Raw genomic sequence first — 14,068 nt, forward strand, 5'->3', positions numbered from 1 at the left:
CCCTCCCCCTGCCTCAAGCGAGTTGACGTAGGCCGAAAGTCGCCTCGGGGCCCCGCGCCCCCATTGATGGCAAGGCCGCACCACCGCTTCCATGGCTTCCCCGGCGGTGCCGCGCCGCCGGAGGGAGCGGTGAGCGGGACGGGGGGACCGGACTCGTTCCTCCGTTTCCCTTCCTGTTCCGCCCCCACGAAAGGTTCAGGTGTACGGCCATGAGGGGAACCGCAAGAGCCGCAAGAGCCACAGGAACGAAGAGAACTATAGGGACGAAGAGAGCCATAGGAACGAAGAGAACCATAGGGGCGACGAGAGCCCCAGGAGCTGCCCGCCGCCGCACGGCGGCCGTCCTGTCCGTCATGACGCTCGCGGCGGGCCTCCAGCTCGGCGCCGCGTCCGCCACCGGCGCCGCCCCGCCCGGCCCGTCGACGGCGCCGGGGAAGCTGCGCCTCGCCGGTGCCGGGGAGAAGGCCGTGCCGGACGGCTGGATCGTGGTCCTGAAGGACACCCGGTCCCGCGCCGTGCCCGGCGTGGCGCGCGACCTCGTCCGGCGGGCCGACGGAGCGCGGCTCGGACATGTGTACCGGGCCGCCCTGCACGGCTTCTCCGCGACGATGAGCCGCGCCCGCGCCGAGCGCGTCGCCGCCGACCCCCGGGTCGCCCACGTCCGCCAGGACACCCGCGTCAGCCTCGGCGCCAGCGCCCTCGACGACACCCAGCCGAACGCTCCCTGGGGCCTGGACCGCATCGACCAGCGCCTGCTTCCCCTGTCCGGCACGTACACCTACCGCACCACCGCCCCCGACGTCGGCGTGTACGTCATCGACACCGGACTGCGCACCACGCACCAGGAGTTCGGCGGGCGCGCGTCGGTCGGCGTCGACACCGTGGGCGACGGGCAGAACGGCAACGACTGCAACGGCCACGGCACCCACGTCGGCGGCATCGCCGCCGGGCGCACCTACGGCGTCGCCAAGGGCGCCAAAGTGGTGGCCGTGCGCGTCCTGAACTGCCAGGGCTCGGGCACGACCGCGGGCGTCGTCGCGGGCGTGGACTGGGTGACGGCGAAGGCGCCGCGCCCCGCCGTCGCGAACATGAGCCTCGGGGGCCAGCCCAGCGACGTCCTCGACAACGCCGTGCGCGCCTCCATCCGCTCCGGAGTCACCTACACCGTCTCCGCGGGCAGCGCCGGCTCGTCCACGGGCGCCTGCTCCACCTCGCCCTCGCGGCTGCCCGAGGTCATCAGCGTCGGCGCGAGCGACCGCGCGGACCGCAGGGCCTCCTCGTCCAACTACGGCGGCTGCGTGTCCCTGTTCGCGCCCGGCGTGCAGATCCCCTCGGCCTGGAAGGACAGCGACACCTCCGCCAACACCATCAGCGGCACGTCCATGGCGGCCGCCCACGCCGCCGGAGCCGCGGCCCTGCACCTCGCGTTCCGGCCCACCGACACCCCGGCCCAGGTCAAGCGCGGCCTCGTCGACAACGCCACGACCGGCGTACTCCAGGGCACACCACCGGTGGTGCCGAACAAGCTGCTGTACACGCTCTATCTGCCGTAGCGCGACAGCCTGGACCTATCGGACGTAAGGCGGTGCCACAGACGTAACGTCCTTATCTGCCCCAGACATGCAGTGTTCGGGTGAATAGGTCATACTTGCCTACGAGCGCCACAGTGGCGCTCGTAGTGCGTCCGCCCCGGCCGCCCCAGCGCGCGCCGAGGCTTCGAAGGGATGAGATATCCCGTGGCTCGTGACCTGAAGCCCTCAGGCCCCGCCGCGGAAAGCCGCCCGACGCCCGCTCCCGGGCGCTGGGCCGCACTCGCTGTGCTGTGTGCCAGCCTGCTCCTGGTGGCCATGGACGCCACCATCCTCAACGTGGCCCTGCCCTCGCTGATCGACGACATGCGGCCGACCGCCGTGCAACAGCTGTGGATCATCGACATCTACGGCCTGGTCCTCGGCGGTCTGCTCGTCACCTCCGGCGCGGTCGGCGACCGCTTCGGCCGCAAACGGCTCTTCCTGCTGGGGTTCGTCCTCTTCGGCGTCGCCTCGGTCGTCGCCGCCACGGCGACGAGCCCCGGGCAGCTGATCGCCGGACGCGTCCTGCTCGGCATCGGCGGCGCCATGGTCATGCCCTCCACCTTGTCCCTGATCCGCGGCGTGTTCACCGACCCGCGCGAGCGGACCCTCGCCATCGGCATCTGGGCCGCCGTCGCGGGCGCGGGCGCCGCCATCGGCCCGCTGGTCGGCGGCCTGCTCGTGGAACAGCACGGCTGGGCGGCCGCGTTCTGGGTGAACGTGCCGGTGGTCGTGGTGACCGTCGTCGCCGCCGTCAAGCTGCTCCCCGAGTTCCGCAGCGCAGGAAGCGGACCGCTCGACTGGCCGGGCGCCGTCCTCTCCGTCGTCGGCGTGATCGCGCTCGCCTGGGGCATCAAGCACATCGCCAAGGGCGGACTCGCCGTCGGCGACCTCGCCATCCTGCTGCTCGGCCTCGTGCTGCTCGCCCTGTTCGCCCGCCGCCAACTGACGCTGGACGACCCGCTCCTGGACGTCCGCCTGTTCACCCGGCGCGCGTTCACGGCCGCGGCGCTCGCCGTCTTCCTCGCGATGCTCGCCATCGGCGCGGCGCTGTTCCTGATGTCGCTGTGGCTCCAGTACGTCCACGGGTACTCGCCGTTCGGCGCCGGCCTGCGGACACTGCCCGCCGCCGGGGCGATGCTCATCGGGTCGCTGCTCACGCCGTGGCTGATGGAGCGGTGCGGCGTGCGGGCCGTGCTGGCCCTTGGGCTCGGCGGGCTCGTCGCCGGGTTCCTGCTGCTCGCCCTGTCGCCCGAGCCGACGCCGTACGGCGTGGTGGCCGTGGTGTTCGTCGCGCTCGGCCTCGGCGACGGGCTCGCCGTCACCGCGTCCGCCGCCGTCCTGGTGTCCGCCGTCCCCGCGGAGCGGGCCGGTCAGGCCGGAGCCGTGTCGGAGACCGCGTACGAACTCGGCATCGGGCTCGGCGTCGCGCTCCTCGGCTCCCTGCACGCCACCGTCTACGCCGGGCACATGGACGGGCCCACCGCCGCCCGGGAGTCGATCGGCGGCGCCGTCGAGGCCGCCGAGCAACTCGGCGGCGGCGCCGGGGCCCGCCTGCTGGACACGGCCCGGGGCGCGTTCGAGTCCGCCCTGACGACCACGGCGTACGTCTCGGTCGCCATCGTGTCGGCGGTCGCGCTGCTCGTGGTGTGGCTCGTACCGCGCGGTTTCAAGGCGAGCGGCGGCCACTGACCTCGAAGGACAGCGCCCCGCGCGGCTCCGTGCGCCGGGGCTCGGCCGAATCGACCAACCCCGGGTTTAATGCAGGGGAGTTGCATTATCTCGCGCTGGTCGGGTATGCCATAGGCACCACCGTGCCGCTCGTGCCGCCGGTGGCGGCAGTTCACCGCACAGACCGCACTCGATGTGACGGGTCCGTGCTCCCGGCCGATCCACCGCACCCCCGCCGGGAGCCACGAGGCCCGTCACACCCCGACCCGCGCCACCGCGCCACGAGGGGGAACGATGCACGACGAGGGCCCACCCTTCGGTCTCCGCGCCACAGCGCGGCAGGAGCGGCTGGTCATCGCGCTGTGGGGAGAACTGGACGTCTACGCCACGGAGCGCCTGACCGGCCCCCTCGCGGGCCACACGCTGACCTGCCGCCAGGACGTGATCCTCGACCTGCGCGAGGTGACGTTCCTGGACTGCGGCGGCCTCTCCCTGCTGTGCCAGGCGCGCAACGCCACGCACCGCAGGGGGCTGCGCCTGACGGTCGTTCTGGAAGACCCCTTCCACCGCAAGGTCCTGCGCCTCGCGGGCGTGGCCGACGACTTCGAGGTCGTCCCCAGCCTCCGCGAGGCCCTCGCCCAGCGGCCCGGCGACACCCACCGGCACCGCCCGTCCGCCCCCTCGCCCGCCTGAGCGGGCGGCTCACACCGGTACGGGCGCCTCCGCGCGCAGCAGCCGCTCGATGTCCCGCACCGCCGCCCGCCCCGCCCGGTTCGCCCCGATGGTGCTGGCCGAGGGGCCGTAGCCGACAAGGTGCACGCGCGGGTCGGCGGCCGCCCGCGTGCCGTCCATGCGGATGCCGCCCCCGGGCTCCCGAAGCCGCAGCGGCGCCAAGTGCTCGATGGCCGGGCGGAACCCCGTCGCCCACAGGATCACATCGGCCTCGACGGCGCGGCCGTCGTCCCACTCCACGCCGCCCGGCGTGATCCGGTCGAACATCGGCAGCCGGTCGAGCACCCCGTTCGCGCGCGCCTCACGCACCGCGTCGGTGACCGCGAGCCCCGTCACCGACACCACGCTCAGCGGCGGCAGCCCCCGCCGCACCCGCTCCTCGACCAGCGCGACGGCGGCCCGCCCCCGCCCCTCGTCGAAGGGCCCCTCCGCGAAGACCGGCGGCCGCCGCGTCACCCACCAGGTCGCCGCGGCGAACGGGGCGATCTCCATCAGGTGCTGGGTGCCGGACGCGCCCCCGCCGACGACGATGACGCGCTGCCCGCGGAAGGCCTCCGGGCCGGGGTAGATGGCCGTGTGCAACTGCCGCCCCCGGAAGGTCTCCTGACCCGGATAGCGCGGCCAGAACGGCTTGTCCCACGTACCGGTCGCGTTGATCAGGGCCCGCGTCGACCAGGTCCCGGCCGACGTCTCCACGAGCAGCCGCCCGCCCTCGCCCTCGCTGACCCGCAGCACGTCCACGGGGCGCCGCACCCGCAGGCCGAAGCGGCGCTCGTACGCCGCGAAGTACTCCCCGATGACCTCCGCCGAGGGCCGGTCGGGGTCCGCGCCGGTCAGCTCCATGCCCGGCAGCGCGTGCATGCCGTGCACCTTGCCGTACGTCAGCGACGGCCAGCGGAACTGCCAGGCCCCGCCCGGGCGCGGCGCGTGGTCGAGGACGACGAAGTCCCGCTCCGGCTCGAAGCCCCTGCGCCGCAGGTGGTAGGCGCTGGAGAGGCCCGCCTGCCCGGCCCCCACGACCACCACGTCGACGTCCGCCACGCCCGCGTCTCGTACCCCGATGTCGTTCACGCTTCTACTAACTACGGCAGGGGCCGGGATCTTCCCGCCCCGCCTAGCCCCGCGTCGCCGACCCCGTCCCGCCCGCCGACTCCGCTCCGCGCCGTCGGCCCCGGCCGCGCCGCGGCGTCAGGGCGCGGCCGGGGAGTCCCGCTGGTGCTCGGCCAGCATGCGGTTCTTGCCCGCGACGATATGCGCCTCCATCAGCCGGCCCGCCTCCTGCGCGTCGCCCGCTTCGAGGCGGTCGATGATGTGCCGGTGCTGGTCGTTGGAGGTGCGCCGCGCGGCGTCGGACTCCAGGCCGTGCCGACGGAAGAGATGCAGCTCCTTGGAGATCGCGTCGTAGAGCTCGACCAGTCTCGGGTTGCCCGAGAGGGCGACCAGGCGCCGGTGGAGGGCGACGTTCCGTGGGTAGTAGTCGTCCGTGCTGTCGGCCTCGCCGAGTTCGCGCGCCGCGGCCCGCAGCGCCGTGGCCTCGGCCGCGTCGACCCGCGTGGCGGCGAGGCGCCCGGCCAGGCCGAACAGGCTGGCGCGGATGTCGTAGAGCTGGGCCGCCTCGTCGACGGTGATCTCCCGGACGAACATGCCGCGGTTGGCGCGGAACTCCACCAGGCGGCTGCGCTCCAGCTGGCGGCACGCCTCCCGGACCGGGCCCCGGCTGACGCCGAGGCGCAGGGCGAGCGCGGACTCGTTGATCCGGTCGCCGCCGCCCAGGGCCCCGCTGATGATCATGCTTTCGAGTTCCTCGACGATCATGTGGGGCAGCGTGCTCGCCTGGCGCTCGGCCACGCGACGACGCAGCGCCGTCATCGCATCTGAGTTGTCCCGCACGGCCGACCCGGACCTCCTCCAGCGGACAGAAACTGTCGACAATTTACCATCTGGGATTCACCCCGATCTTGCCCCTCTTTAAGCCTTGATCTCCGCATTTATCGCACCTCGGGCTCGCGCGCCCGAGCGCGACTAGCCGGATCTGAGGTGAAAGGCAAATCGTTGACAGTTGGCGATTCTCGCACCCAGACTGTGGCCCACGTCACTGCCGCGTGGACCTCAGGGGGCGCTATGAGGATCAAGGACATCCGGGCCAGCGTGCACACCACGTCCATCGAGGTGCCGCTGTTGACCGAGAAGGTCGCGGGCTACGGACGCGAGGAACAGCGGGAGTTCGTGTTCTGCGAGGTCGAGACGGACGACGGCCTCACCGGCGTCGCGCTCACCGGGCACTTCCTGTCCCGGTCGGTCGTCACCGCCCTCGAACGGCACTTCCTGCCCGTGGTCACGGACCTCGACCCACGCGACATCGAGGCCGTCCACCAGCGGATCTGGCGGTCGCTCAACCCGAGGGCGATGACCGGCGTCGTGTCCAGCGCCCTGTCCCTCCTCGACATCGCGCTGTGGGACATCGCGGGCCACCACGCCGGACGGTCGGTGGCGGGCCTCCTCGGCGGCGCGCGGACACAGCTGCCGACGTACGTGACGTTCGGCTTCCCGCAGTACGACCGCGACCAGCTCGCCGAGGCCGCCCGCCTCCAACTGGACCAGGGCTTCACCGCGTTGAAGCTCGTCGTCGGCGTCGACGAGGGCGGCTGGCGGGAGGACGCCGCCCGGGTGCGCGCGGTCCGCGAGGCCGTCGGCGACGGCGTCGACCTCATGATCGACGCCAACTACCTGCTCAGCCCCGCCGACGCGAAGCAGCTGTGCCGGGCCATCGAGGACTGCGGCCTCACCTGGTTCGAGGAGCCCCTGCACCAGAACGACGCCAGGGCCCTGGCCGACCTGCGCGCCCACACCCGCATCCCGCTCGCGGCAGGACAGATGGAGGGCCACCGGTGGCGGCTGCGCGAACTCGTCGAGCGCCACGCCGTCGACTTCCTCCAGCCCAACGCCTGTTACTGCGGCGGCTTCACCGAGGCCCGCAAGGCCGCCCACCTGGCCCAGGCCTACAACCTGCCGCTGGCGCACGGCGGCGGCTGGCCGCTGATCAACATGCACACCCTGGCGGGCCTGATGAACGGCTGGATCCTCGAATGGCACCTGGGCATGGCCCAGGTCGGCGCGCTCCTCTTCCCCGACGCGCCCCGGCCGCACGAAGGCCGCATCACGCTCCCGGACCGGCCGGGCCTCGGCCTGAGCGTCGACCGGGACGCGCTGCGCGAAACCCTCCTGCCGGACATGTGATCCGGTGACCGGGAGGGTGGTCGAAGCCCATGAGCAGCCGCACGGACAACGGCACCACGACCACCGCCGAACCCCCGCGCGAGCGACCGCGGTGGCGGCGCGCGGCGGGCAACACCGGCCTGCAGGTGCTCGCGGCGGCCCTGGTGGCCGCGGTGTTCGGCATCCTCGCGCCGGACCCCGCCAGTGAACTCAAGCCGCTCGCGGACGCGTTCATCGCGCTCGTGCGGCTCACCATCCCGCCGATCGTGTTCCTGGTCGTGGTCACCGGGATCGTCTCGGTCGGAGGGATGAAGGCCGCGGGCCGGATCGCGCTGAAGGCCGTCGTGTACTTCGAGATCGTCACCACCATCGGCACGCTGCTCGGCATGGCGGCGATCAACCTCTTCCGCCCCGGCGACGGCGTGGCGCCGCCCGCCGGGGCCTCCGACGACCTCGACAGCTACGTCGAGGGCGCGAAGGACGAATCGCTCAGCGAGTTCCTGCTCGGCCTGGTCCCGCACAACGTGGTGGGCGCCTTCGCCGAAGGCGACATCATCCAGGTCCTGGTGTTCGCGATCCTCTTCGCCGTGGCGCTGCTCCAACTGCCCAAGGCCACCTCGGCGCCCGTGCTTCGCGGGTGCGGCATCCTCGCGGACGTGTTCTTCCGCGTCATCGCGATGGTCATCCGGCTCGCCCCGGTCGGCGTCTTCGGCGCGGTCTCCTACACCGTCGGCGCGTACGGCCCCGAAGCCCTCACCGCGCTCATGAAGTACGTCGGGCTCGCCCTCGGCACGCTCCTCGTCTTCCTGACGCTGGTGCTCGGCACCGTGACCCGCATCGCCGGGGTGTCCCTGCTCCGCCTGATCAGGGGCCTTCGCCCCGAACTCGTCGTCGTACTCGGCACGTCGTCCTCCGAAGCCGTCATGCCGCACCTCATGGCGCGCCTCGAACAGTTCGGCTGCAAACGCGACATCGTCGGCCTCGTCGTGCCGACCGGCTACTCGTTCAACCTGGACGGGGTCGCGGTCACCGTGCCCATGTCCGCCGTGTTCATCGCCCAGGTGTACGGCGTGGAACTCGGCCTCGCCGATCAGATCACGCTGTTCCTGGTGTTCCTCTTCCTGTCCAAGGGCACCGCGGGCGTCACCGGCTCCGCCTTCGTCACGCTGGCGAACCTGATCGCCGCCGTCGACTTCATCCCGGTCGCCGGGCTCGCGCTCATCCTGTCCATCGAACGCTTCCTCTCCCTCATGCGGGCCGTGACGAACGTGCTCGGCAACGCCGTCGCCGCCGTCGCCGTCGCGCGCTGGGAACCCGACGGGATCGACGAGGAACGCTTCACCAAGACCATCGCGAGACGCCGCACCCCCAGGAGGTAGACCGTGCCACGGATCACCGCCGTCCACGAGGGCACCCTCCCCATCGGCTCCTCGATCAGCAACGCCGCCATCAGCTTCCAGACCATGGACTGCTCGATCGTCGCCGTGGTCTGCGACGTCATCCGCGACGGACGCCCCGTCGTCGGCTACGGCTTCCACTCCAACGGCCGCTACAGCGTCGGGGAGATCCTGCGCCGTCGCGCCATCCCCCGGCTCCTGAAGGCCCCGCCCGAGGACCTGCTGACCGTCGACGGCACGAACATCGACCCGGCGCGGGCCTGGGACGTGATGACACGCGACGAGAAGCCGGGCGGCCACGGCGAACGCCCGGTCGCCGTCGGCGTGCTCGACATGGCCCTGCACGACCTCGCCGCCAAGCTGGACGGCCTGCCGCTGCACCACTGGCTGGCCCGGCACCACGACCTCGGCGAGCCGGACCAGGACGTGTTCGTCTACGCCGCGGGCGGCTACTACGCCCCGGGCAAGGGCCTGCCCCAGCTCAAGGACGAGATAAGGGGCTTCCTCGACCTCGGCTACCGCGTCGTGAAGATCAAGATCGGTGGCGCCGGCCTCACCGAGGACCTGCGGCGGATCGAAGCGGTCCTCACCGTGCTCGACGGCGCGGGCCACCGCCTCGCCGTCGACGCCAACGGCCACTTCGGCCTGGACACCGCGCTGCGCTACGGCGAGGCCCTCGCACCGTACGGCCTGTTCTGGTACGAGGAACCCGGCGACCCCCTGGACTTCGCCCAGCACGCCGCGCTCGCCGAGCGCTACCGCGGCCCGCTCGCCACCGGGGAGAACCTCTTCTCCCTGGCCGACGCCCGCAATCTGCTGCGCCACGCGGGCATGCGCCCCGACCGCGACACGATCCAGATCGACCCGGTGCTCAGCTACGGCCTCGTCGAGTACCGCAGGATCCTCGACCTGCTCGACCGGCACGGCTGGTCGTCGCGCCGCTGCGTCCCGCACGGCGGGCACCAGTTCTCGCTGCACATCGCCGCCGCGTTCAAGCTCGGCGGCAACGAGTCCTACCCGGGCGAGTTCCAGCCCACCGGCGGCTTCGCGGACACCGCCACCGTCCGCGACGGGCGCGTCGGGCTCACCGACGTCCCCGGCATCGGCTTCGAGGCCAAGGCGGAGCTGCACCGGGTCCTGCGCGCCCTGCACGCCTGACCCGGTGCGGCGCCGCCCGCGGCGTCAGCGACCCCCGGCCACCAGGAGCGGCGCCCCGCCCGGAGCCGACGCCGGGCGGCCGTTCACGGCCGGGACCCCCGTGAGCGGGGACGCGGGGATGCGGGCCAGCAGACCGCGCGCCGCCAGGTCGGGGATCACGCCCTCGCCGAACCAGTACGCCTCCTCCAGGTGCGGATAACCGGAGAGGATGAAGTGGTCGACGCCGAGCGCGTGGTACTCCTCGATGCGGTCGGCGACCTCCGCGTGGCTGCCCACGAGCGCGGTGCCCGCGCCGCCGCGCACCAGGCCGACGCCCGCCCACAGGTTCGGCGCGATCACCAGGCCGTCGCGGGAGCCGCCGTGCAGCGCGAGCATCCGCTGCTGGCCCACCGACTCGCTGCGGCCGAGCGCCTCCTGCGCGGCGGCGACGGTATCGGCGTCGAGGTCGTCGAGAAGGCGGTCCGCGGTGGCCCACGCCTCCTTCGAGGAGTCGCGCGAGATGGTGTGCAGACGGATGCCGAAGCGGACCGTGCGGCCCTCGGCCTCGGCCAGGCCACGGATCCAGTCGATCTTCCTCCGCACCTGCTCGGGCGGCTCGCCCCAGGTCAGATAGACATCGCTGTGGCGGGCGGCGACCGGCCCCGCGGCGGCCGACGAGCCACCGAAGAAGATCTCCGGCAGCGGGTCCGGCGGCAGCGCGGTGAGACCGCCCTCGACCTGGTAGTGCGCCCCGTCGAAGTCGTACGGCCTGCCGCCCCACACCCCGCGCACCACCGAGAGGAACTCGTCGGTGCGGGCGTAGCGGCGGTCGTGGTCCAAGTGGTCGCCGAACCGCCGCTGTTCGGTGGAGTCGCCGCCCGTCACGACGTTCAGGAGCAGCCGCCCGCGCGTGATGCGCTGGTACGTCGCCGCCATCTGCGCGGCGAGGACCGGGGACAGGACGCCCGGCCGGAACGCCACCAGGAACTTCAGGCGCTCGGTGTGCTGCGCGAGCGCGACGGTGGTCAGCCAGGCGTCCTCGCACCAGGTGCCGGTGGGGGTGAGCACCGCCTCGAAGCCCAACTGCTCGGCGGCCTTGGCGATCTGGGCCAGATACTCGATGTCGGGCGCCCGCACGCCGCTCACCGGGGTGACGCGGGAGCGGGTGATGCCGCCGTCGGTGTACGCGTGCCGGTCGACGAGGGTGCGGCCGTCGCCGCCGGTCGGCAGGAACCAGTGGAGGTGGACGGTCATGCTCAGGACTCCTTGTACGTGCGGGGCTCGGTGGTGGACGGCGGCAGCGAGCCGTTGAACCGGTCGTCGGTGAACGCGGCGAAGTCCACCCGGCGCGGGATCAGCTTCAGCTCGGCGAAGGTGTCGGCGATCTCCTGCTCGGTGTCGATGACGTTGCGGTCGACGGCGACCGGCACCCGGGTCCCCTGGGTGCGCTTGACCGAGTCCAGGGCGGCCTCGTACGGCAGTCCCGTGTCCTTCGCCCAGACCTTCGCCCAGGCCTCGGGGTGCTTGAAGACCCAGGCCTGCGCCTTGCGCAGCCGCTTGAGGTAGTCGGACACGGCGGCGGACTTCTTCTTGTCCTTCAGGGCCCCGGGCGCCGCCACCTGGAAGCTGAGGCCGTTGACGACGCCCTGGCCGTCGGTGAGGACCCGCGCCTTGCCGCCGCGCAGGACCTGCGAGGTGTACGGGTCCCAGACCGCCCACGCGTCCACCTTCCCGCCGGTGAACGCGGCGAGCGCGTCGGCGGGCTGGAGGTACTTGACCCGCACGTCCTTCAGCGTGAGCCCGGCCTTCCGCAGCGAGGCGATCAGCTGGTAGTGCGCGGACGAGCCCTGCGCCACCGCCACGGACTTGCCCTTGAGGTCGGCCGTGCGCCGGGCCCCGGAGTCCTTGGGTACGACGACGGCCTCGCCGTGGGCGGTGCCGTGGCTCGCCGCGATCACGGTGATCTTCGAACCCGCGCCCGCGGCGAACACCGGCGGCGTGTTCCCGACCGCGCCGACGTCGACGGCCTTGGCGTTCACGGCCTCAAGCAGCGGCGGCCCGGAGGTGAACGTCGACCACTTGATGCGGTACGGCAGATCGTCCAGTTCCCCGGCGGCCCGCAGCACCGCCTCCGAACCGCCCTTCTGGTCGCCGACGTTGAGCGTCAGCGAGCCCTCGCCGTCGACGCTGGTGCCGCCCAGGCCGCCGGTCGAGGAACGGGCGGCGGACGACCCGGAGCAGGCGGCGAGGGTCAGGGCCAGGGGGAGCAGCAGCAGCGGGGCCAGACGTCGGCGTCGCATGGGCGGAGGTCCGTTCTTCGCGTACGTGCGAGGGGAGAGTGGGGAGAGAGGGCGCGGGGGAGGGGGAGCGGTCACGCCGCGGCCCGCGCGGGGGCCTCGACGCCGAGGCGCTCCAGAAGGCCCGCGCGCAGGGCGGCGAAGCGCGGGTCGGCGATGTCGCGGGGCCGGTCGAGGTCGATGGGCTGCTCATGCGCGATGACGCCGTCGTCCATGACCAGGACGCGGTCGGCGAGCAGGACCGCCTCCTCCACGTCGTGGGTGACCAGGAGCACGGCGCAGCCGCGCCGCTGCCACAGCTCGGCGACGAGCCGCTGCGCGGTGACCCGGGTCAGCGCGTCGAGCGCGCCGAACGGCTCGTCCAGGAGCAGCAGGTCGGGCTCGCGCACCAGGGCGCGGGCCAGCGAGGCGCGCTGGGCCTCGCCGCCGGACAGCGTCTTGGGCCAGGCGTGTGCGCGGTGGCCGAGCCCGACCTCTTCCAGGGCCCGTTCGGCGACGGCCCGTCCGGGATTGCCGGGCAGGCCGAGCAGGACGTTGCGCCACACCCGCTTCCAGGGCATCAGGCGGGGCGCCTGGAACGCCACGGCCTTGCGGCGCGGCACCAGGACGGTGCCCTCGATGTCCCGGTCGAGCCCGGCGAGTACGCGAAGGAGCGTGGACTTGCCGCAGCCGCTGCGGCCGAGCAGGGCCACGAACTCGCCCTGGCGCACGTCGAGCCGGAGCCCGTCGATGACGGCGCGGCCGTCGAAGGAGCGGGTCAGTCCCGCCACGCGGACGGCGGCGGGCGCGTCGGGGGTCACCGGCCGGTGAACGTCGGTCGCCATTGCAGCAGCAGCCTTTCGAGTGTGCGGACCACGAAGTCGGCCAGGAGGCCGAGGAAGGCGTAGACGATGAGGCAGACGACGATCACGTCGGTCCGCAGGAAGTCCCGTGCCTGGACCATCAGGAAGCCGATGCCCGCGTCGGCGTTGATCTGCTCGGCGAAGACCAGGGCGAGCCAGGCGATGCCGAGGGAGTAGCGCAGGCCGGTCATGGCGCCGGGCAGCGCGCCCGGCAGGATCACGTGCCGCACGAGCCCCCACCGGGAGAGCCCGAGCGACTCCCCGGCCTCGATGAGCTGGGAGTCGACGCCGCGGATGCCCGCGTACACATTGAGGTACAGCGGGAAGGAGACCCCGAGGGTGATGAGGGCGATCTTGGGGGTCTCGCCGATCCCGAACCAGATGATGAACAGCGGGATGAGCCCGACGAACGGCACGGTCCGCAGCATCTGCACGCTCGCGTCCACGAGGTCCTCGCCGACGCGGAAGAGCCCGGAGACGAGGGCGAGTCCGGTGCCGACCACCGTGCCGAGCAGCAGCCCGATCGCCACACGCTGCAGGGAGACGCCCATCGCGGTGGTCAGGGAACCGTCCTCGACGAGGTCTCCCGCGACCCGCGCGATGGTCCCCGGCGGGGCCAGCGTGTCACCGCTGAGGACCCCGGTGGAGCTGAGGAGTTGCCACAGGGCGAGCAGCAGCACGGGGCCCGTGGTGCGGCGCAGCCAGCGGGGGACGCGGACGCGGCGGGCGGACGCGGGGATGAGGGCGACGAGTTCGGGGGTGCCGTCGGCGGCGACACCGGAAGCCGGGCCCGCGGAGCCGGGTTGTTTTCCTGATATGTCCGGCGAGGGATGCGGCGGGGCATGACTGATGCTCATGGCGCTCCAGGGCGGGGGAGTGACAGGGAGAGGCGGCACGGCCACGGCACGGATCACCGCCGGCCCGGCTCGCCCGCTCGGCTCAGCGGAGGCGGTACGTACGGGAGAGCGGCGGGGCCGCGGCGTGCCGGGGCCGCGCGGTCAGGACGGCCGCGAAGGGCCGGGCGCGGGGGACGTGCGCGAGGGGAGGTGAGAGGGCGTCAGCAGCCGCGACGACACGCGGAGGAGGCCACCCGCAGCAGGTCGATGTGACCGCGCGAAGTGAGCAGAGCTGAACGCAACATGCGCCGAAACGTAGCCATCCGGGCCGCGCACGGTCAACGGTGTCTCGCACAGCGGACATGCCGT

The 14,068-nt window shown here is 72.9% G+C and carries 13 protein-coding genes; 6 read left to right on the top strand and 7 right to left on the bottom strand.

Going from position 1 to position 14,068, the window contains the following annotated elements:
* The first annotated feature begins 353 nt into the window (after window positions 1–353).
* The 3 genes from AC07A4_RS32760 to AC07A4_RS32770 all read left to right on the top strand — a co-directional run bounded on the left by AC07A4_RS32760 (window position 354) and on the right by AC07A4_RS32770 (window position 3,935).
* Complete coding sequence (locus AC07A4_RS32760; protein ID WP_478605756.1) at window positions 354–1,553, top strand: S8 family peptidase; 1,200 nt, start codon at window positions 354–356, stop codon at window positions 1,551–1,553.
* Between the two features lie 183 nt (window positions 1,554–1,736).
* Window positions 1,737–3,263, top strand: a complete 1,527-nt coding sequence (locus tag AC07A4_RS32765; protein WP_478605759.1) for an MFS transporter — start codon at window positions 1,737–1,739, stop codon at window positions 3,261–3,263.
* A 273-nt stretch (window positions 3,264–3,536) separates the two neighbouring features.
* Window positions 3,537–3,935, top strand: coding sequence for an STAS domain-containing protein (locus tag AC07A4_RS32770; RefSeq protein ID WP_478605761.1), 399 nt, complete (start codon window positions 3,537–3,539; stop codon window positions 3,933–3,935).
* A gap of 9 nt (window positions 3,936–3,944) precedes the next feature.
* Here AC07A4_RS32770 and AC07A4_RS32775 read toward each other — a convergent pair whose 3' ends face one another.
* Complete coding sequence (locus AC07A4_RS32775) at window positions 3,945–5,045, bottom strand: NAD(P)-binding domain-containing protein (protein ID WP_478605762.1); 1,101 nt, start codon at window positions 5,043–5,045, stop codon at window positions 3,945–3,947.
* A 117-nt stretch (window positions 5,046–5,162) separates the two neighbouring features.
* The gene (locus AC07A4_RS32780; RefSeq protein WP_478605763.1) at window positions 5,163–5,864 is read right to left on the bottom strand and encodes an FCD domain-containing protein; all 702 of its coding nucleotides are present in this window, start codon (window positions 5,862–5,864) and stop codon (window positions 5,163–5,165) included.
* Window positions 5,865–6,095: 231 nt separating this feature from the next.
* Between AC07A4_RS32780 and AC07A4_RS32785 the strand changes: the two genes are divergently transcribed.
* Genes AC07A4_RS32785 through AC07A4_RS32795 form a run of 3 tightly spaced genes read left to right on the top strand, consistent with a single transcriptional unit; the run spans window position 6,096 to window position 9,745 of the window.
* Window positions 6,096–7,211, top strand: a complete 1,116-nt coding sequence (locus tag AC07A4_RS32785; protein WP_478605765.1) for a mandelate racemase/muconate lactonizing enzyme family protein — start codon at window positions 6,096–6,098, stop codon at window positions 7,209–7,211.
* Between the two features lie 29 nt (window positions 7,212–7,240).
* On the top strand, window positions 7,241–8,569 hold the full coding sequence (locus tag AC07A4_RS32790; protein WP_478605767.1) for a cation:dicarboxylate symporter family transporter: 1,329 nt from the start codon (window positions 7,241–7,243) through the stop codon (window positions 8,567–8,569).
* Between the two features lie 3 nt (window positions 8,570–8,572).
* The gene (locus AC07A4_RS32795) at window positions 8,573–9,745 is read left to right on the top strand and encodes a mandelate racemase/muconate lactonizing enzyme family protein (RefSeq protein WP_478605769.1); all 1,173 of its coding nucleotides are present in this window, start codon (window positions 8,573–8,575) and stop codon (window positions 9,743–9,745) included.
* A gap of 24 nt (window positions 9,746–9,769) precedes the next feature.
* On the opposite strand, the gene AC07A4_RS32800 is transcribed toward AC07A4_RS32795, so the two are convergent.
* The 5 genes from AC07A4_RS32800 to AC07A4_RS32820 form a co-directional block, all read right to left on the bottom strand.
* Window positions 9,770–10,978: an LLM class flavin-dependent oxidoreductase gene (locus tag AC07A4_RS32800; protein ID WP_478605771.1), complete on the bottom strand. Its 1,209-nt coding sequence runs from the start codon at window positions 10,976–10,978 to the stop codon at window positions 9,770–9,772.
* 2 nt (window positions 10,979–10,980) lie between these two features.
* Window positions 10,981–12,024: an ABC transporter substrate-binding protein gene (locus AC07A4_RS32805; RefSeq protein ID WP_478605773.1), complete on the bottom strand. Its 1,044-nt coding sequence runs from the start codon at window positions 12,022–12,024 to the stop codon at window positions 10,981–10,983.
* A gap of 71 nt (window positions 12,025–12,095) precedes the next feature.
* Window positions 12,096–12,845: an ABC transporter ATP-binding protein gene (locus AC07A4_RS32810; RefSeq protein ID WP_478605775.1), complete on the bottom strand. Its 750-nt coding sequence runs from the start codon at window positions 12,843–12,845 to the stop codon at window positions 12,096–12,098.
* Window positions 12,818–13,720, bottom strand: coding sequence for an ABC transporter permease (locus tag AC07A4_RS32815; protein ID WP_478605778.1), 903 nt, complete (start codon window positions 13,718–13,720; stop codon window positions 12,818–12,820). The genes AC07A4_RS32810 and AC07A4_RS32815 overlap by 28 nt, the downstream gene beginning before the upstream one ends.
* Window positions 13,721–13,920: 200 nt before the next feature.
* A complete protein-coding gene (locus tag AC07A4_RS32820; protein ID WP_478605780.1) occupies window positions 13,921–14,022 on the bottom strand; it encodes a putative leader peptide in 102 nt (33 codons plus the stop codon).
* Window positions 14,023–14,068: the final 46 nt, after the last annotated feature.

Source organism: Streptomyces sp. NPDC043996 (assembly GCF_056435225.1).

What these genes read in the sequence shown, in the direction of transcription:
- AC07A4_RS32760 (WP_478605756.1), top strand. Translation starts at nt 354, where the DNA reads ATGACGCTCGCGGCGGGCCTCCAGCTCGGCGCCGCGTCCGCCACCGGC.
- AC07A4_RS32820 (WP_478605780.1), bottom strand. Translation starts at nt 14,022, where the DNA reads ATGGCTACGTTTCGGCGCATGTTGCGTTCAGCTCTGCTCACTTCGCGC.
- AC07A4_RS32785 (WP_478605765.1), top strand. Translation starts at nt 6,096, where the DNA reads ATGAGGATCAAGGACATCCGGGCCAGCGTGCACACCACGTCCATCGAG.
- AC07A4_RS32770 (WP_478605761.1), top strand. Translation starts at nt 3,537, where the DNA reads ATGCACGACGAGGGCCCACCCTTCGGTCTCCGCGCCACAGCGCGGCAG.
- AC07A4_RS32810 (WP_478605775.1), bottom strand. Translation starts at nt 12,845, where the DNA reads ATGGCGACCGACGTTCACCGGCCGGTGACCCCCGACGCGCCCGCCGCC.
- AC07A4_RS32805 (WP_478605773.1), bottom strand. Translation starts at nt 12,024, where the DNA reads ATGCGACGCCGACGTCTGGCCCCGCTGCTGCTGCTCCCCCTGGCCCTG.
- AC07A4_RS32815 (WP_478605778.1), bottom strand. Translation starts at nt 13,720, where the DNA reads ATGAGCATCAGTCATGCCCCGCCGCATCCCTCGCCGGACATATCAGGA.
- AC07A4_RS32800 (WP_478605771.1), bottom strand. Translation starts at nt 10,978, where the DNA reads ATGACCGTCCACCTCCACTGGTTCCTGCCGACCGGCGGCGACGGCCGC.
- AC07A4_RS32790 (WP_478605767.1), top strand. Translation starts at nt 7,241, where the DNA reads ATGAGCAGCCGCACGGACAACGGCACCACGACCACCGCCGAACCCCCG.